Here is a 17909-nt window from a genome sequence, read left to right on the forward strand (position 1 = left end):
AGTGCGTCTCAGGCGGCTGCCTGAGACGCGTGAGGGTTACTTCACTTCCACCACGTTCAGACGCAGTTCATCGAGACGGGCGTCTTCTTCTTCCGGCTGCCAGCCGGCGGGCTGCAGGGGAATCTCTTCCCGGTCAAACGCCAGATCGCCACCGTCCACCACCTCGGAGCCGTGGGTGATGCCTTTAAAATCAAACAGATTGACATCGCTCAGATGTGAAGGCACCACGTTCTGCATCGCGCTGAACATGGTTTCAATGCGCCCAGGATAACGCTTATCCCAGTCGCGGAGCATATCGGCGATCACCTGACGCTGCAGATTTGGCTGCGAACCGCACAGGTTGCACGGAATAATCGGGAAGCCTTTGGCCTGGGAGAAGCGCTCGATATCCTTTTCGCGGCAGTACGCCAGCGGGCGGATGACGATGTGTTTGCCGTCGTCGCTCATTAGCTTCGGCGGCATCCCTTTCATTTTTCCGCCGTAGAACATATTCAGGAACAGCGTCTGCAGGATGTCATCGCGATGATGGCCGAGGGCGATCTTGGTCGCCCCGAGCTCGGTGGCAGTACGGTAGAGGATACCGCGACGCAGGCGAGAGCACAGCGAACAGGTGGTTTTCCCTTCCGGGATCTTCTCTTTGACGATGCCGTAGGTATTCTCTTCGACAATCTTGTATTCCACGCCCAGCTGCTCAAGATACGCCGGCAGAATATGCTCCGGGAACCCAGGCTGTTTCTGATCGAGGTTCACCGCCACCAGCGAGAAGGAGATGGGCGCGCTTTTCTGCAGATTACGCAGGATCTCCAGCATGGTATAGCTGTCCTTGCCGCCAGAAAGACAAACCATAATGCGGTCGCCCTCTTCAATCATATTGAAGTCGGCAATCGCCTCACCGACGTTGCGGCGCAGACGTTTCTGCAGCTTATCGATGTTGTACTTTTCTTTTTTACTGATTTCTTGATTTTGCAGCATGTAATAGTGGCTCAATTCATAGTGTGGCATCAGAAGAGCACGCGTTCTGCCAGCCTGGACAACGTGGCGCTGGCGCGTAGCAATTAATGAGGTCTGACAGACAACCGTGGCGTGTATGGTACGGATTCAGGGGCAGAATGTCAGCATCTTTCCGGCACTTTCCGCTGCGGGCAGGCAGGCGGAGGCGGTGTAAGCGGAAATAAAAAGCCCGCCGGGCGGCGGGCTGTGGCGTTAACGCACCACCAGGACTGAGCACTCGGCGTGGCGGACCACCGCGGCGGCGTTGGAGCCCAGCAGATAGGTGGTGATATCTGGCCGGTGCGACGCGATGATCACCAGGTCGGCGGGTAGCGACTTGGCCAGCGCGAGGATCTTATCTTTTGGCGACCCTTCGGCGACGTGAAAATGCATCCGATCTTCCGGGATGGAAAATTGTTTGGCGATCTCTTTAAGCTGCGTTTCCGTTCCTTCGCGCAGCTCATCCATACCCGGCAGTTCAGCGGTGTAAGCCATTCCCAGTGAGGCATAATAGGGCAGGGAAGGGATCACGGAGAGGAAATGGACCTCGGCGTCGTCAATCCGTGCTTCCGATTCAACGTGACTGATAATGCGTTCAGTAAATTCTTTATCAGAGATATCGATAGGGACAAGAATCATTCTGCTCATAAAAACCTCCTGTTTAAGTATCCCCTCACATTGTACGGCATTAGAGCACGTATTGTATCATGACCGTGGTCACACTTTGACATTAACGTGGCTTGCGTTCGGGGAATTTCCCTTTGATCACGCCGTCATAAAATCGTCCTTTTGACACCACCTGTAAAAAATCGCGGAAAATACGCGGTGGCACGCCGGTATATTGCAACGGCGGCTGGTGATAAAAATAGATTTCCAGTGTGGCGGAGGCGTCATCGTAGGCGACAGAGATAATTCGGGATGATTTTACCGGGTGATGATGCATGGTGGACGTCCTCGGGCAAGCACTGACTGAGCACGACTATATCACTAAATGGACGGCTATTTTAACCAGCGGGATATATTGTTTTGTTTTATCTACTGTACGGCGGGAGGAAGAAGCCCGCCGGAACCGGCGGGCTGGCGCATCAGAACTGGTAAACCAGGCCCAGGGCGACGATGTTGTCGGTAGAGATACCGTTGTCTTTGTAGAAGCTGTCGTTGTCATCCAGCAGGTTGATTTTGTAATCAACGTAGGTAGACATATTACGGTTGAAGTAATAGGTAGCGCCAACGTCCATATATTTGACCAGATCTTTATCGGCGTAGCGGCCGTTATTATAGAGATCTTTGCCTTTGGACTGCAGGTAGGAGATGGCCGGACGCAGGCCGAAGTCGAACTGATACTGCGCGGTGACTTCGAAGTTTTGCGTTTTATTGGCCACGCCGTCATTGCCGTACGGGGTCATATTGCGGGTTTCTGAGTACATGGTCGCCAGGTAGATATCGTTGGCGTCGTACTTCAGGCCGGCGGTCCAGGCTTCGGCTTTATCGCCGCGGGCATTGGTCTGGGTCATCTGATCGTTGGTACGGTCAGAAGAGGTGTAGGCCGCTGCCGCGCTGATGCCCATGCCGAAGTCATAAGAGGTGGAGAGACCGAAGCCATCGCCATTGTCGAAGCGAACATCGCTGTCGCTGCTGCGGTTATTGGTGCCGACGTTGATATCCTGCGCGTTCTGACCTTCGTTTTTACCCTGATACTGCAGGGCAAAGTTCAGACCCTCCACCAGGCCAAAGAAATCGCTGTTGCGGTAGGTCGCGACGCCGTTGGCGCGGCCTGCCATAAAGTTATCCGCATAGGTGTAGGAGTCGCCGCCGAACTCCGGCAGCATATCGGTCCAGCCTTCGACGTCGTACAGCACGCCGTAGTTACGACCGTAGTCGAAGGAGCCGTAATCACCCACTTTGATACCCGCGAATGCCAGACGGGTCCAGGCCTGATCGCTGGAGCTCTCGGTATTGTTGGCCTGAACGTTATATTCCCACTGACCATAGCCGGTAAGCATATCGTTGATCTGGGTTTCGCCTTTAAAGCCGAAACGCAAATAAGTTTGATCGCCGTCTTTTTTCGAATCGCTGGAGAAATAGTGCAGACCGTCTACCTTGCCATAGAGATCTAATTTATTTCCGTCTTTATTATAAATTTCCGCCGCATGGGCGGCACCGGCGGCTAATAAAGCCGGAATAACGAGGGCCAGTACTTTTCTTTTCATGAAGAAATTCCTTTAACTGTTTTTATGTTTTAGCTTCCGGGAAGGAAGTGAACTCATGCTAAAGGAGCGGTCTGAGATATGGTAAGACTCAATTGTTACGATATAAGTAAAATCTAAAATAAATAATACCAAAGAAATGGTGATAATTATGCTGAATATATCCGTGGATAATATACAAAATAAAAATTATACATGCCCAGGGTAATCACGTATTATTCGCACGTTATATGCCTTTATTGTCATGCCAATTATTTATTGTTGCCGTCTCATTCTGCGGAATGATTTTGTTTATCGGTAAAACGACAAGCCCGAACAACATGTTCGGGCTTTTTTTATGGCTGCAGGATGGAAAATAACCTTAGCCTTCGCTCGGTGATTTCTCCGCTTTGCCGGCCAGCTGGGCGAGGAAATCATACCGTTTCTGCAGATCGGCGGCGGCGTCTTTCCACAACTGCTCCGCCACCTCCGGCTGCTGGGCGTTCAGGCGACGGAAGCGTTGCTCGTTGAGCAGCGTCTCGGCCAGCGCGTCGGACGGCGGACGAGAATCCAGCGCCAGCGGCAGTTTGCCTTCGTCGGCGCGACGCGGGTCGAAGCGGTAGAGCGGCCAGAATCCAGTGGCGGTCAGCTGACGCATCTGATCGTGGCTGAGCGCCAGATCGTAGCCGTGCTCTTCGCAAGGACTGTAGGCGATGATCAGCGACGGTCCCGGATAGGCTTCCGCTTCCTGAATCGCTTTCACCGTCTGGTTCAGCTGCGCGCCCAGCGAAATCTGCGCCACATAGACATGACCGTACATCATCATGCTGACGCCCAGATCTTTGCGCGCCTTGCGTTTACCGTGTTCGCCAAACTTGGTGACCGCCCCCAGCGGGGTGGCTTTTGACGCCTGGCCGCCGGTATTGGAGTAACACTGGGTATCCAGCACCAGAATGTTGACGTTTTCCGTCAGGCTCAGCACATGATCCAGACCGCCGAAGCCAATATCGTAGGCCCAGCCGTCGCCGCCGATCAGCCAGACGGATTTCTCCACCAGCGCGTCAGCATCGGTCAGCAGCTCTTCAGCGCCGTCCACGCCGGCCAGCGCCTGGCGCAGGGCCGCCACCTGTTCGCGGCGTACTTCCGGCGTCGCCTCGGCATGCAGCGCCGCGTTCAACTCTGCCGGCAGTTTGTCGGCAAATTCGCTCAGCAGGCGCATCACGCGCTGACGGTGCTGGTCGACGGTTAAGCGGAAGCCGAGCCCGAATTCAGCGTTATCCTCAAACAGCGAGTTGGCCCATGCCGGGCCGCGGCCGTTGGCGTCGGTCGTATACGGCGTCGAGGGCAGGTTGCCGCCGTAAATGGAGGAGCAGCCGGTAGCATTGGCAATCAACATCCGATCGCCATACAGCTGGGTCAGCAGTTTGATATACGGCGTTTCGCCACAGCCGGAGCAGGCACCGGAGTATTCAAACAGCGGGCTGATCAGCTGCGAGGTGCGAATATCTATCCGCTCCAGTTTTGTGCGGTCGATTTCCGGCAGGTTGAGGAAGTAATCGTAATTGACCTTCTCCTCTTCCACATGCTCCAGGCGCGACATCATATTGATAGCCTTGATCTCCGGGTTCTGGCGATCTTTCGCCGGGCACACTTCAACGCACAGGTTGCAGCCAGTGCAGTCTTCCGGGGCGACCTGCAGAACGTATTTTTGTCCGCGCATATCGCGGGATTTGACGTCCAGCGAGTGCAGACTGGCAGGGGCGTTCTCCATCTCTTCCGGCGCGACCACTTTGGCGCGGATCGCCGAGTGCGGGCAGGCGGCGACGCAGTGGTTGCACTGCGTACACAGCGCTTCCTTCCAGATGGGGATCTCTTCGGCGATATTGCGTTTCTCCCAGCGCGTGGTGCCCATGGGCCAGGTGCCGTCCGGCGGCAGGGCGGAGACCGGCAGCGCATCGCCGAGGCCGGCCAGCATCGCGGCGGTGACCGTTTTGACGAAATCCGGCGCGGCGTCGGAGACCACCGGCGGGCGGTTCGGACTGCTGGCGTTCACTGGCTGGAGCGGCACTTCCGCCAGCGATTCCCGGGCCAGGGCCAGCGCCTGCCAGTTGCGTTCCACCAGCTCCTGGCCTTTGCTGCTGTAGCTTTTGGCGATGGCTGCCTGCAGTTCCGCCAGCGCGCTGTCGCCCGGCAGGATGCGGGTGAGATGGAAGAACGCCATCTGCATCACGGTATTAATGCGCGCGCCGAGGCTGCACTCGCGGGCGATTTTCGCCGCGTTGACCACGTAAAAACGCGCTTTTTTCTGATTCAGGGTGGCCTGGACTTCCTGCGGCAGGCGAGACCAGACCTCATCGGCGCTGTACGGCGTGTTGAGCAGGAAAATACCGCCGGGCTTCAGCCGCTCGGCCATCTGGTATTTATCGATAAACTGTAGCTGGTGGCAGCCGACGAAATCAGCCTGCGAAATCAGATACGAAGAACGAATCGGTTTTTCGCTGACGCGCAGATGCGAGACGGTGAGGCCGCCCGCTTTCTTCGAGTCATAGACAAAATAGCCCTGTGAGAACCACGGGGTCGAGTTGCCGATGATTTTGATGTTGTTTTTGGTGGCTGACACGCTGCCATCGCTGCCGAGACCGTAGAACAGGGCCTCGAGCTTGGCCTCTGCGGGCAGGGTATTTTCTCCCAGCGGCAGCGACAGATTGGTCACGTCATCATAGATACCGACGGTAAAGCGTGGCTTCGGCTGAGCGGACTGCAGTTCACTAAATACCGCCAGCACGCATTCCGGGCCGAACTCCTTGGAGGAGAGGCCATAGCGGCCGCCGATGGTGCGCGGCAGCGTCTCGCGCTCGCCGCGGTTAAAGGCTTCCGCCAGGGCGGTCATCACATCGAGATACAGCGGCTCGGCAAGCGCGCCAGGCTCTTTGGTGCGATCGAGCACCGCTACCGCCCGGGCGCTTTCCGGCAGCGCTGCCAGCAGGTGGGCGGCGGAGAACGGGCGATAGAGGCGCACTTTCAGCACGCCGACTTTCTCGCCGCGGCTCAGCAGTTCATCAACCACCTCTTCGCAGGTACCGATGGCCGAACCCATAATGACGATCACGCGCTCTGCCTGCGGGTGGCCGTAAAACTCAAACGGTTTGTACTGACGGCCGGTGGCGGCGGCGAAGTCGTTCATCGCCGTCTCAACATGGTCATAGACCGCGTCGTACCACGGATTGGTGGCCTCCCGGGACTGGAAGTAAGTGTCGGGGTTGGCCGAGGTTCCGCGGATCACCGGGTGTTCCGGATTGAGCGCGCGCTGGCGATGCTCGGCGATTTTATCCTGCGGTAGCAGGGCGCGAATGGTGTCATCCGCCAGCGGGGCGATTTTGTTGATTTCGTGCGAGGTGCGGAAGCCATCAAAGAAATGAATAAACGGCACCCGGCTTTGCAGGGTGGCGATATGCGAGATCAGCGCAAAATCCTGCGCCTCCTGGACGCTGCTGGCGCACAGCATGGCGCAACCGGTCTGCCGCACGGCCATCACATCGGAATGATCGCCGAAGATCGATAGCGCGTGGGTGGCGACGGTGCGGGCGGCGACGTGCAGCACAAACGGCATCAGCTGGCCGGCCAGTTTGTACAGCGTGGGGATCATCAGCAGCAGACCCTGCGATGAGGTAAAGGAGGTGGAGAGGGCGCCGGTCTGCAGCGCGCCATGTACGGCGCCAATGGCGCCTGCCTCCGACTGCATTTCGACTACCCGGGGAACATCGCCCCAGACGTTTTTCAGCCCATTGCCGGCCCAGGCGTCAGCCTGTTCCGCCATCGTTGAACTGGGCGTGATCGGGTAGATGGCGATAACTTCACTGGTGCGAAACGCGACGGAAGCGACCGCGCCATTACCATCAATCGTAATCATATGAAGACACCCTTACATTGCGCAAAAGAATGGACACGTGAAACCGCGACGCGCCCTGTAATTATATAAGGGGTAGTTTAGCAAACCGTTGGCGCGGCCATTTTTGCATTTGTGTCCTCAATGCGCCGGCCACCCGTGACCAGATCAATATTTTGCATGGTTCGCGGAGAAAATGGCTTCCTGCCGAGTGTCGAGTCACGTGCGCCCGGCGACCAGGCCGGAGCAGATCAAGCTTTCGGCGAAAATTTGCTAGAAAATGTTAATGAGGCGCATAAATACGTACTTCCCCCCTCGACGCCACCCGCCACGCTGCCTATTATTCTGGGGTTTGCTTTTTTAAGACGTTTCCGAGGGGAGAGAGAATGCGAGCTGCGATATTAGTTGGTTGTGCGGCGCTGTTGCTGTCGGCGTGCAGTAGTGAACCCGTTCAGCAGGCCACGGCGGCGCACGTCACGCCAGGCATGCGGGCGGCGATGAGCGACGCCGGTCAGGCCAACTGCGCCATGATAGGCGGCTCGTTATCGGTGGCTCGTCAGCTCGATGGTTCGGCGATTGGCATGTGCGCGCTGCCGAACGGCAAACGCTGCAGCGAGCAGGCGCTGGCGGGCGGCAGCTGCGGCTACTAACGGCGGCCCCATCGCGGGGCAGCGTCAGCGGCACCTCAAGGCCGGCTAATGCATCAGGTCGGCGAGCTTATAGACCAGCGTCTGGTCGGCGGTCGCCAGCGTCAACTGGTTTTCCGTCAGATCGACCTGCGCGCCTTCGCGCAACATCTTGCCGATCGTCGCGTCAAGGGTATTAAGCTGGGCATCGTGGCACAGCATCCGGGTCATCGCCAGCGACTTCACCTTCAGCTCGCCGTCCGACACCTTGCCTTCCCCGCTAAAACCGTTGCACATATTGCCCGAAACATACATCTTGCCCGTAATAGCCATCTTCTCGCCGAAGCTCAGCTCCAGCGGCCGGTCGCCGGCGTTGACCGCCTGGCCGTTGACGCTGGTCAGCACGAAGCGATGATGCTGCAGCTGTTCCGCGCCGGTGGACACCTTACTGTTATAGACACAGCCGGACAACAGCATACCTGCCGCCAGTAGCGCCGCCAATTTGTTCATTTTCACTCCAAAACATTCACATTACTAATAAAACCAAGCCAGTGTAACGGTATCGCAGCGGGGATCTGTGGGGATTATCTGAATGTGCTCCCCCCGGGAGAGGAGCACAAAAGGGAAAGGAATCAGACGATGGCGTTCGGGCAGGTTTCGCCGTTAGCGACCTGCTGCAGGTTGCCCAGGGTGGTCTCCGAAATGCTGATCAGCGCCTCAGCGGTGAGGAACGCCTGGTGGCCGGTGAACAGCACGTTGTGGCAGGCGGAGAGGCGGCGGAAAACGTCGTCCTGGATCACATCGTTGGATTTGTCTTCAAAGAACAGATCGCGTTCGTTCTCATAAACATCCAGCCCCAGCGCGCCAATTTTCTGGTGCTTCAGGGCGTCGATGGCCGCCTGGGAGTCGATCAGCGCGCCGCGGCTGGTGTTAATCACCATCACCCCGTCCTTCATCTGGTCAAACGCCTCGCGATTGAGCAGATGGTAGTTTTCGTCGGTCAGCGGGCAGTGCAGGGAGATCACGTCCGACTCCTTGTACAGTGTAGCGAGGTCGACATATTCCACCCCCAGCTCCAGCGCAGCGGCGCTTGGGTACGGGTCGAACGCCAGCAGGCGCATACCGAAACCTTTGAGGATCCGCAGCATCGCCACGCCAATTTTCCCGGTGCCGATCACCCCGGCGGTTTTACCATACATGGTGAAACCGGTGAGGCCTTCGAGGGAGAAGTTGGCATCACGGGTACGCTGATAGGCGCGGTGGATGCGACGGTTGAGCGACATCATCATACCGATCGCATGCTCAGCGACGGCTTCCGGCGAGTACGCCGGGACGCGGACCACGCGCAGGCCAAGCTCCTTTGCCGCCTCGAGGTCGACGTTGTTAAATCCGGCGCAGCGCAGAGCGATATACTTCACGCCGTGGGCCTTCAGCTCTTCCAGCACCGGGCGGCTGCCGTCGTCATTGACGAAGATACACACCGCTTCGCAACCGTTGGCGGTTTTGGCGGTCTTCGCTGTCAGCAGGAAGTCGAAGAATTCCAGTTCAAAGCCGTAGGTATCATTCACGTGCTGCAGGTACTTTTTATCGTACTGCTTCGTACTGTAAACCGCGATTTTCATAAGACTTTTCTCCAGTGATTATAACGTCACGGTAGCATATTTAAAATAATCGTACAATTATTAAAAAATAGTTTAAGTGTCAGGTGCTTATGCTAATTCTAGAGCATATCGCGGATTTGCGGAATCTCTTTGAAAGACAAAGTTTTTTCACCACAAACTGAGGCTTAAAGCGCCGGGGGAGAGCAGCAGAAACGGCCACAGCAGACCGGAGCTGACGTTAGCTAGCTGAAACGACCACAGCGGCAGGCCGCTGGCGCCGCTGACCAGGGGCAGGGTGGCGCGCAGGGGAGAGAGGAAGCGACTGAAAAAGACCGCCCACAGCCCGCGGCGCTGAAAAAAGAGTCGGCTGCGGGCCAGCCGCTCGGCGGTGAGCCAGCGTAACTGTGTGAGGCGGTGACGATAGCGAACGCCTAACCACCACGAGAGCCAGAATCCGCCGATGGCGCCGAGGCTGGCGCTGGACCACATTAACAGGAAATGACCGAGGCTGGCGGAAGCGAATGTCCCCAACAGCAGCAGGCCGGAGGTGCCCGGGATCGCCAGCGACACCAGCGCGCAGGATTTAGTGAAGGTGAGCAGGAAAACCATTAGTAATACCAATGGATAGTGGCCCTGTGCGCTCTCAATGAGCGAGATAATTAACGACACGGTTTCTCCCGCAAGCCATTTCTGTCTGGCTGGAGTGTGGCAGGCGCTGCTTAAACAAAAGCTAAATGATGACAGCCGATCGCCGCGCCGCGAGTCCGGCTGGCAACTATGCTTTAACAGGTCGCAAACTTTCACTCACTGGTCGAACGTGTCACAATGGGCGCCATTCGGCTTTTACTTATGTTGAATCAGGATATTAACTGCCCATGAAGGGTAAATATAAAGCCGCCATCGCGCTGGTGTTAGTGCTGGTGTTATTGCCGCTAACGCTGCTGTTGACGCTGACCCACTGGGTGCCGACGCTGGCGGGCATCTGGCTGCCTGTGGGCACTCGTATCTCGTTGCAGGAGAGCCCGCGTCTGACGCGGTCGGCTCTGCTGATCCCCGACCTGCGCTATCTGGTGGGCGACTGTGAACTCGCCCGGGTGACCGATGCCCGTCTCTCGCGTCCCAGCCGCTGGCGGCTGCATATTGGCCAGCTGGACATCAACAGCGCTTGTCTGAGCAAACTGCCGGCCAGCGAGCCCACGCCGGGATCGCCGCGCACCCTCGCCGAATGGCAATCGATGTTGCCCTACAGTTGGTTAACGATTGATAACCTGCGGCTGTCGCCGTGGGAGAAATGGCAGGGGCGGCTGGTGATGTCGTTGACGCCAGTGCAGCAGGACATCGGCTTTGCCGGTAAGGAACTGAGTCTGCAGGCGCGCCTGCGCGGCCAGGCCCTCACCGTCAGCCAGTTCAGCGCCCGGCTGACTGACGATCAGCCGCCGGTGAAGCTGGTGGGAACCTTCCACCTGCCGCTGGTACCGGATGGTCTGCCGGTCGACGGCCAGATGCAGGGCACCTTTGAATTTCCACAAACCGCGGAATGGATCGATGCCGAGCTCGAGTGGCAGCACAATCGCGGCCAGCTGCTGGTGACGCCGCGCGGCGAGGTAGAGCCGATCCTGGACCTGCCGTGGGAGATCACCCCGGAGCGGATCACGATCAGCGACGGCCGCTGGCGCACCCGCTACCAGAACTATCCGCTCAGCGGGCGCGTCGCATTGTCGGTGGGTAACTGGCAGCAGGGGACCGAGCAGATGACCGTCAGCGGTCGCTTAAATGTCCTCACCGAGGGGCATGCCGGCAAAGGCAACGCGGTGCTGAATATCGGTCCGGGCAAGCTAAGCATGGATAACAGCGACATGCCGCTGCGGCTCACCGGCGAGGCCAAGCTGGGGGAGATGATCTTCTACGCGGCGCTGCCGGCGCAGCTCAGCGGGTCGCTGGTCAGCCCGCAGCTGGCGTTTCATCCCGGGGCGCTGCTGCGTTCGCGCGGACGAGTGATCGATGCGCTGAATATTGATGAAATTCGCTGGCCGCTGGCTGGGGTGAAAGTGACCCAGCAGGGCGTCGATGGCCGCCTGCAGGCGATCCTCCGCGCCCATGAGCAGCAGATGGGCGACTTTACGCTGCATCTGGACGGTCAGGCGAGCGATTTTCTGCCCGACAGCGGCCGCTGGCAATGGCGCTACTGGGGTGAGGGACACTTCACCCCGATGCAGGCGCGCTGGGATGTGAAGGGCAGCGGGGAGTGGCGCGACAATGCTATTACCCTGAGCAGCCTCTCCACCGGCTTCGATAAGCTCGAGTACGGCACGATGCGGGTCAGTACGCCGCGTCTGACGCTCGAGCAGCCGATCCGCTGGCTGCGTGATGCCCAGCACCCGCGGCTGACCGGCGCGCTGTCGCTGGACGCGGCCAAAACCACCTTCTCCGGCGGCAGCTATCTCCCGGCGTCAACGCTGAAATTTGCCCTCGACGGCCGGGACCCGACGTGGTTCCAGTTCACCGGCGCCCTGCACGCCGATACCATTGGCCCGGTGCGGCTGACCGGGCGCTGGGACGGCGAACGGCTGCGCGGCCAGGCGTGGTGGCCAAAACAGTCGCTGACGGTGTTCCAGCCGCTGGTGCCACCGGACTGGAAGATGAACCTGCGGGAAGGCAGTCTCTATGCGCAGGTGGCCTTTTCAGCGGCGGCCGGGCAGGGATTTGAGGCGGGCGGCCACGGCGTGCTGAAGGGCGGCAGCGCCTGGATGCCGGATAACCAGATTAACGGTGTCGACTTCGTGCTGCCATTCCGTTTCAGCGACGGCCACTGGCAACTGGGCACCCGTCGTCCGCTCTCCCTGCGTATTGGCGAAATCGTCAACCAGGTTACCGCGCGCAATCTGACGGCGGACCTGCAGGGCACCTGGCCGTGGAGTGAGGCCAATCCGCTGCAGCTCAGCGACGTCAGCGTCGATCTGTTAGGCGGAAAACTGACCCTGCTGCAGCTGCGCATGCCGCAGCGCGACCCGGCGCTGATCCGTCTGCAACATATCTCCAGCAGCGAACTCACCAGCGCCGTCAAGGTGAAGCAGTTCGCCATGTCCGGGGCGGTGAGCGGCGCGCTGCCGCTGTGGCTGGAAAACAACCAATGGATCATCCACGACGGCTGGCTGCGTAATGACGGGCCGATGACCCTGCGGCTGGATAAAGACACTGCCGATGCGCTGGTGGCGGACAATGTCTCCGCCGGGGCGGCGATTAACTGGCTGCGCTATATGGAGATCTCCCGCTCGTGGACGCGGATTAACCTCGACAATCTGGGCGTATTGACGCTTAAGGCCACCATCAACGGTACCAGCCGGGTGGACGGGAAAAGCAGTACCGTGCATTTAAACTACGCTCATGAAGAGAATATTTTCGACCTGTGGCGCAGTTTACGCTTCGGCGACAATTTACAGGCGTGGCTCGAACAGAATGCCATGCTGCCCGTGCGGCACTGTACGGACGGTAAGACATGTAAGGAACCTAAATGAAGAAGTTGCTACTGGCCATGGTGGCGCCGATGCTGCTCGCCGGCTGTACGCCGCGTATCGAAATTGCGGCATCGAAAGAGCCCATCACCATTAATATGAATGTCAAAATTGAGCATGAGATCCATATCAAGGTCGATAAGGATGTGGAAAATCTGCTGAAATCCCGCAGCGATCTGTTCTGAGGCGACGATGAGAAAACGACTGTTAAGCGCAGCGCTGGCGCTGACCTTACTCAGCGCGCCCGCGCTGGCGTTGACCCTGAGCGAAGCGCGGCAGCAGGGGCGGGTGGGGGAAACGCTGAACGGCTATCTGGCGCCGCTGCGCCAGGATAAAGAGACCTTAGCGCTGGTGAAGCAGATCAACGCCGCGCGCAGCGAAAGCTACCAGCAGCTGGCGGATGACAACAATCTGCCGGTAGATGAAGTGGCGAAAATGGCCGGGCAGAAGCTGGTGGCCCGGGCTCAGCCCGGGGAGTACGTCCAGGGGCTGAACGGCCAGTGGCGGCGTAAATGATCAGCGGCAGCGCTTGCGGTATTCGCCCGGCGAGACGCCAAAGCGCTGCTTAAAGGCGGTGGAGAAATGGCTGTGGTCGCTGAAGCCCCAGCGGTAGCCGATCCCCGCCAGCTTTTCGTCGGCATGGGCGTTCTGTAACGCCCTGGCACACAGATCCAACCGCCGGTTCTTAATATACTGCGCCACCACCAGCCCTTTATCGGCAAACAGCCGGTACAGGCTGCGTACCGACATCCCCGTCTCGCTGGCCAGCCACTCCGGGCGCAAATGCTCCGACTGAATGGACGCATCGATTAAGGCAATAATCTTTTGAAACTGCTTTTCCCGCCGGGAAGGGGCAGGCTCGCGCTGATGCAGCACCGGGCGCAACAGGCAGGCGATCGCCTCCAGCGCCGCTTCACTCTCGCTGGCGGAGAGTGTCGTGCCGCCCATGCTTTCCAGCAACAGTCGCTGGCTGAGCTGCACCATTGGCAGGGATTTGTCCAGCCGGCAGGCGGTGGCGATGTCGCCTGTGGGCGCCACCCGCTGGCGCGGCAGCAGCAGGGAGGCCTGACGCGAGGTCTGCTGCCAGACAATCGAGCAGGGGCGGGCGGCGTCGATTAACGTGATATCGCCTGCCGCCAGCGTCACCTGGCGATCGTCCTGTTCGATGATGGCTTCGCCGGCAAGCTGAAATACGGTGTAGAACCAGGCGTCGTTATCGCGTTTTATCTCATTGTGTGTGCGGTAGAGATTAACGCCGGCGGCGGTGACCGTACTGACCTTGAGGTTACCGGCGTAGCGGGCGTCAATCTCGCCGTGGAAGCGCCCCTCCAGCGGCCGGGCGGCGAAATGGCCGCAGACCTGATTGATCGTCGCCAGCCAGCGCTGGTACGCCAGCCCCCCCTCTGCCGTGGTCATCATTCGCCCTTCTCCTGTAATAACAATGTTTCCGCATTGTTGCATTTATGCCGCCTCAGGCAAGGCCGCGATGGCGGGTATATGAAAGAACTATTACCTGCGGCACATTTCTGCCAGGGTAAGCCGCGGATTTGCGGCGACTGTCACAGCGGCGCAAACGAATGTCACAGAGAAAAAAGCGCCAGCCGCCAACCGGACATAGACTGAAAGCACTATCCGCGAAGAATAAGGAAAGGGTATGTCCACCTCTCAGATAGCGCTGCTTGCCAGCGTCCAGCAGTTTTTAGACCGTCAGCATGGCCTGTATATCGACGGCGCTCCCTGCGCCGCGCAGAGCGAAAACCGGTTAACCGTCTGGGATCCGGCCACCGGGCAGGCGATTGCCACCACCGCCGACGCCAGCCCGGCGGATGTCGACCGGGCGGTAATGTCCGCCTGGCGCGCTTTTGTCGATCGCCGCTGGGCCGGGCGCACCCCGGCCGACCGTGAACGCATCCTGCTGCGTTTTGCCGACCTGGTGGAGCAGCACGGCGAAGAGCTGGCGCAACTGGAAACCCTTGAGCAGGGCAAATCCATTGCGATCTCTCGCGCCTTTGAGGTCGGCTGCACCCTGAACTGGATGCGCTACACCGCGGGGCTGACCACCAAGATCAGCGGCCGGACGCTGGACGTGTCGATCCCGTTCCCGCAAGGGGCGCGTTACCAGGCGTGGACCAAAAAAGAGCCGGTCGGGGTGGTGGCGGGCATCGTCCCGTGGAATTTCCCGCTGATGATCGGCATGTGGAAGGTCATGCCGGCCCTGGCGGCAGGCTGTTCGATCGTCATCAAACCTTCTGAAACCACCCCGCTGACCCTGCTGCGGGTGGCGGAGCTGGCGACCCTGGCGGGCATACCTGACGGGGTATTCAACGTGGTCACCGGCAGCGGCGCCGGCTGCGGCGCGGCGCTGACCGCCCATCCGCAGGTAGCGAAGGTCAGCTTTACCGGCTCGACGGCGACCGGGAAACAGATCGCCCGCGTGGCCGCCGACCGCCTGACTCGCGTGACGCTGGAGCTGGGCGGCAAGAACCCGGCGATTGTGCTCAAAGATGCCGATCCCCAGTGGGTTATTGAGGGGCTGATGACCGGTAGCTTCCTCAATCAGGGGCAGGTCTGCGCCGCCAGCTCGCGGATCTACATCGAAGCGCCGCTGTTTGACACCCTGGTCAGCGGTTTCGAGCAGGCGGTAAAATCGCTGCAGGTGGGGCCGGGGATGCAGGAGACGGCGCAGATCAACCCGGTGGTCTCCCGGGCCCACTGCGACAAGGTGGCGGCCTACCTCGAAGAGGCTCGCCAGCAGAAGGCAGAGCTCATCAGCGGCAGCGCCGGACCGGATGCGGGGGGGTATTATATTCCGCCGACGCTGGTGGTTAACCCCGACGCCGGGCTGCGCCTCACCCGTGAGGAGGTGTTTGGCCCGGTGGTGAACCTGGTGCGGGTGGCCGACGGCGAGGAGGCGCTGCGTCTGGCCAACGACAGCGATTTTGGCCTGACCGCCAGCGTCTGGACCCGCGATCTAACCCAGGCCCTGAACTACACCGACCGTCTGCAGGCGGGAACGGTATGGGTCAACAGCCATACCCTGATTGACGCCAACCTGCCTTTCGGCGGCATGAAGCAGTCTGGTACCGGCCGCGATTTCGGCCCTGACTGGCTCGACGGCTGGTGCGAAACCAAATCCGTTTGCGTGCGTTACTAGACCGCTGTCGGGGAAAGCGAATGGCTTTTCCCGACGCGCCGCTTGCCGACCTCCGGTCTTTCTCGCTACTGTGGAGGGCAATCTTTGCCCAACCAGGGCGGTGAATCACCAGGAGGTCTTCGGCATGACAGCATTTCCTAAGGTTGCACTTATTGGTCCCGGCGCCATCGGCACGACTATCGCCGCCGCCCTGTTTGAGGTGGGGAGGGCGCCGATGGTCTGCGGGCGTACCGCCCATTCGGCGCTGGTGCTGCGCACTGACGAGGGCGAGATCGTGGTGCCCGGCCCGGTGCACACCGACCCAACGGCGATAGCCGCCCCCTTCGACCTGGTCTTTGTCGCGGTGAAAACTACCCAGACGGAGGCCATCGCCTCCTGGCTGACGGCCCTGTGTTCCACGGACACCGTGGTGTGCGTGCTGCAAAACGGCGTTGAGCAGCGCCAGCAGTTTGCCCCCCTGACCGGCGGCGCGACGGTGTTGCCCTCGGTGGTCTGGTTTCCGGCGCAGCGCGATGCCGATGCCTCTGTCTGGCTGCGCGCCACGCCGCGCCTGACCCTCCCGGATCTGCCGGGGGCAGAGCGAGTGCAGCAGGCGCTGGCGGGGACCCGCTGCGCGGTGGACCTGGCGGCGGATTTTACCACCGTGGCCTGGCGTAAACTGTTGCAGAACGCCGTCGCCGGACTGATGGTGCTGACCGGACGCCGCGCCGGGATGTTTGCCCGGGAAGACATTACTGCCCTCGGACTGGCTTATCTGCGCGAATGTCTGCAGGTGGCGCGGGCGGAAGGGGCCGCCCTGGGCGACAGCGTGCCGGAGGAGATTATCGCCGGCTTTCACCGGGCGCCTGCCGACTTAAGCACCTCTATTCTGATCGATCGTCTGAATGGCCGACCGCTGGAGTGGGATATTCGTAACGGCGTGGTGCAGCGTCGCGGACGTCAGCACGGCATTCCGACACCGCTCAGCGATATCATCGTGCCGCTGCTGGCGGCAGCCAGCGACGGCCCGGGCTGACCCGGGCAGGCGCGGGGGTTAGTCCACCAGGGAGGGATCGAGGTCGATCATTAACTGCTTCATTTCGGCAAAATGCTGCCGCGAGAAATCGGCAATCTTCTCCCAGTCCTGGGCCGTTTTTTCCGCTACCGCGTCTGACAGAACCTTCAGCGGATGGCCGGTGGACCAGGCGGTGATCAGGATCTGACAGGCGCGCTCCAGGGTCCAGATATCATCGAACGCCTCGCCGATGGTCGGGGCGGTCACCAGCACCCCGTGATTCCCCATCAGCAGGCGGCGTTTGTCCGCCAGCAGGCCCGCCAGCCGGGCGCCTTCTGCCGCGGTGTCCGCCATCCCGCCGTACAGCGTATCGACGGCGACCCGGTTAAAATAGCGGGCCGTGTTCTGGTCGATGGGCAGGATCTGCGGCGTCGCCAGACAGGCGAGGCTGGTGGTGTACACCGGGTGCAGATGCAGCACCACCCGCACGTCCGGGAGCCGCTGATGGATCTGCCCGTGAATAGCCCACGCGGTGGCATCGACGTCAGGGCGCGCGGCGCAACCTTCATCATCGGCGTTCAGCACCAGCAGATCGCTGGCGCGGATGCGCGAAAAGTGTTTCCACTTCGGGTTGAGTAAAAACGTTTTCCCGTCAGCGGAGAGCGCGGCGCTGAAATGGTTGGCCACCGCCTCATGCATGCCAAGATGGGCAATGATGCGAAAGGTGGCCGCCAGGTCGATGCGGATCTGCTCTTCATCGGAATCGCGCATGGGCATTACTCCGCTTTCGGCATCAGGGTCTGCAGATCGTCCGCCGTCGGCGCCTGGAAGTGATATTTCTTCAGCAGGGCGGCATATTCCGGCGTCGCGCTGTATTTTTTCAGCGCCTCTTCGAGGGCGGTTTTCACCTCAGTATTGCCTTTTTTAACGGCTTTGTTGAATAAATCGAACTTTTGCTGA

16 protein-coding genes and 1 pseudogene are annotated in these 17909 nt (G+C 59.8%); 6 read left to right on the forward strand and 11 right to left on the reverse strand.

The window, feature by feature from the left end:
• Positions 1-36 precede the first annotated feature (36 nt).
• From ttcA to nifJ, 5 genes are all read right to left on the reverse strand, one after another.
• Positions 37-972, reverse strand: a complete 936-nt coding sequence (gene ttcA, locus HMPREF3096_RS04530) for a tRNA 2-thiocytidine(32) synthetase TtcA (RefSeq protein ID WP_008805150.1) — start codon at positions 970-972, stop codon at positions 37-39.
• 231 nt (positions 973-1203) lie between these two features.
• Positions 1204-1638, reverse strand: a complete 435-nt coding sequence (gene uspF, locus HMPREF3096_RS04535) for a universal stress protein UspF (RefSeq protein WP_008805149.1) — start codon at positions 1636-1638, stop codon at positions 1204-1206.
• Between the two features lie 82 nt (positions 1639-1720).
• Positions 1721-1933 carry a KTSC domain-containing protein gene (locus tag HMPREF3096_RS04540; protein ID WP_008805148.1) on the reverse strand — a complete coding sequence of 71 codons (213 nt, stop codon included), beginning with the start codon at positions 1931-1933 and terminating at the stop codon, positions 1721-1723.
• Between the two features lie 142 nt (positions 1934-2075).
• Positions 2076-3200 (reverse strand): porin OmpK37, encoded by a 1125-nt coding sequence (ompK37, locus tag HMPREF3096_RS04545; protein WP_016160893.1) that lies wholly within the window; start codon positions 3198-3200, stop codon positions 2076-2078.
• Positions 3201-3558: 358 nt separating this feature from the next.
• Positions 3559-7086 carry a pyruvate:ferredoxin (flavodoxin) oxidoreductase gene (gene nifJ, locus HMPREF3096_RS04550; RefSeq protein WP_032730192.1) on the reverse strand — a complete coding sequence of 1176 codons (3528 nt, stop codon included), beginning with the start codon at positions 7084-7086 and terminating at the stop codon, positions 3559-3561.
• 362 nt (positions 7087-7448) lie between these two features.
• Here nifJ and HMPREF3096_RS04555 point away from each other — a divergent pair, with 362 nt between their 5' ends.
• Positions 7449-7712 (forward strand): putative hemolysin, encoded by a 264-nt coding sequence (locus HMPREF3096_RS04555; RefSeq protein WP_008805145.1) that lies wholly within the window; start codon positions 7449-7451, stop codon positions 7710-7712.
• Between the two features lie 45 nt (positions 7713-7757).
• On the opposite strand, the gene hslJ is transcribed toward HMPREF3096_RS04555, so the two are convergent.
• The 3 genes from hslJ to HMPREF3096_RS04570 form a co-directional block, all read right to left on the reverse strand.
• Positions 7758-8198: a heat shock protein HslJ gene (hslJ, locus tag HMPREF3096_RS04560; RefSeq protein ID WP_008805144.1), complete on the reverse strand. Its 441-nt coding sequence runs from the start codon at positions 8196-8198 to the stop codon at positions 7758-7760.
• A 122-nt stretch (positions 8199-8320) separates the two neighbouring features.
• Complete coding sequence (locus HMPREF3096_RS04565; protein ID WP_008805143.1) at positions 8321-9310, reverse strand: 2-hydroxyacid dehydrogenase; 990 nt, start codon at positions 9308-9310, stop codon at positions 8321-8323.
• Positions 9311-9457: 147 nt separating this feature from the next.
• Positions 9458-9958 (reverse strand): DedA family protein, encoded by a 501-nt coding sequence (locus tag HMPREF3096_RS04570; RefSeq protein ID WP_004204015.1) that lies wholly within the window; start codon positions 9956-9958, stop codon positions 9458-9460.
• A 206-nt stretch (positions 9959-10164) separates the two neighbouring features.
• On the opposite strand from HMPREF3096_RS04570, the gene HMPREF3096_RS04575 reads away from it, so the two are divergent.
• Genes HMPREF3096_RS04575 through HMPREF3096_RS04585 form a run of 3 tightly spaced genes read left to right on the forward strand, consistent with a single transcriptional unit; the run spans position 10165 to position 13317 of the window.
• Positions 10165-12804 carry a YdbH family protein gene (locus HMPREF3096_RS04575; RefSeq protein WP_070544318.1) on the forward strand — a complete coding sequence of 880 codons (2640 nt, stop codon included), beginning with the start codon at positions 10165-10167 and terminating at the stop codon, positions 12802-12804.
• The gene (locus HMPREF3096_RS04580) at positions 12801-12986 is read left to right on the forward strand and encodes a YnbE family lipoprotein (RefSeq protein WP_012541949.1); all 186 of its coding nucleotides are present in this window, start codon (positions 12801-12803) and stop codon (positions 12984-12986) included. The genes HMPREF3096_RS04575 and HMPREF3096_RS04580 overlap by 4 nt, the downstream gene beginning before the upstream one ends.
• A gap of 7 nt (positions 12987-12993) precedes the next feature.
• Positions 12994-13317, forward strand: coding sequence for a YdbL family probable chaperone protein (locus HMPREF3096_RS04585; RefSeq protein ID WP_012541948.1), 324 nt, complete (start codon positions 12994-12996; stop codon positions 13315-13317).
• Here HMPREF3096_RS04585 and feaR read toward each other — a convergent pair whose 3' ends face one another.
• Positions 13318-14220: a transcriptional regulator FeaR gene (gene feaR, locus HMPREF3096_RS04590; protein ID WP_032730193.1), complete on the reverse strand. Its 903-nt coding sequence runs from the start codon at positions 14218-14220 to the stop codon at positions 13318-13320.
• A 235-nt stretch (positions 14221-14455) separates the two neighbouring features.
• Between feaR and HMPREF3096_RS04595 the strand changes: the two genes are divergently transcribed.
• Positions 14456-15955: an aldehyde dehydrogenase family protein gene (locus HMPREF3096_RS04595; RefSeq protein ID WP_012541945.1), complete on the forward strand. Its 1500-nt coding sequence runs from the start codon at positions 14456-14458 to the stop codon at positions 15953-15955.
• A 124-nt stretch (positions 15956-16079) separates the two neighbouring features.
• Positions 16080-16970, forward strand: a complete 891-nt coding sequence (locus tag HMPREF3096_RS04600; RefSeq protein WP_012541944.1) for an oxidoreductase — start codon at positions 16080-16082, stop codon at positions 16968-16970.
• 18 nt (positions 16971-16988) lie between these two features.
• On the opposite strand, the gene HMPREF3096_RS04605 is transcribed toward HMPREF3096_RS04600, so the two are convergent.
• Both HMPREF3096_RS04605 and HMPREF3096_RS04610 read right to left on the reverse strand, forming a co-directional pair.
• Entirely contained in the window at positions 16989-17720 is a 732-nt protein-coding gene (locus tag HMPREF3096_RS04605) for a class II aldolase and adducin N-terminal domain-containing protein (protein ID WP_032730195.1), read from the reverse strand.
• Positions 17721-17725: 5 nt separating this feature from the next.
• Positions 17726-17909 (reverse strand): annotated as a pseudogene (locus HMPREF3096_RS04610) (hypothetical protein); the annotation flags it as partial.

The organism is Klebsiella sp. HMSC25G12 (assembly GCF_001807705.1).
Taxonomy (GTDB): domain Bacteria; phylum Pseudomonadota; class Gammaproteobacteria; order Enterobacterales; family Enterobacteriaceae; genus Klebsiella; species Klebsiella variicola.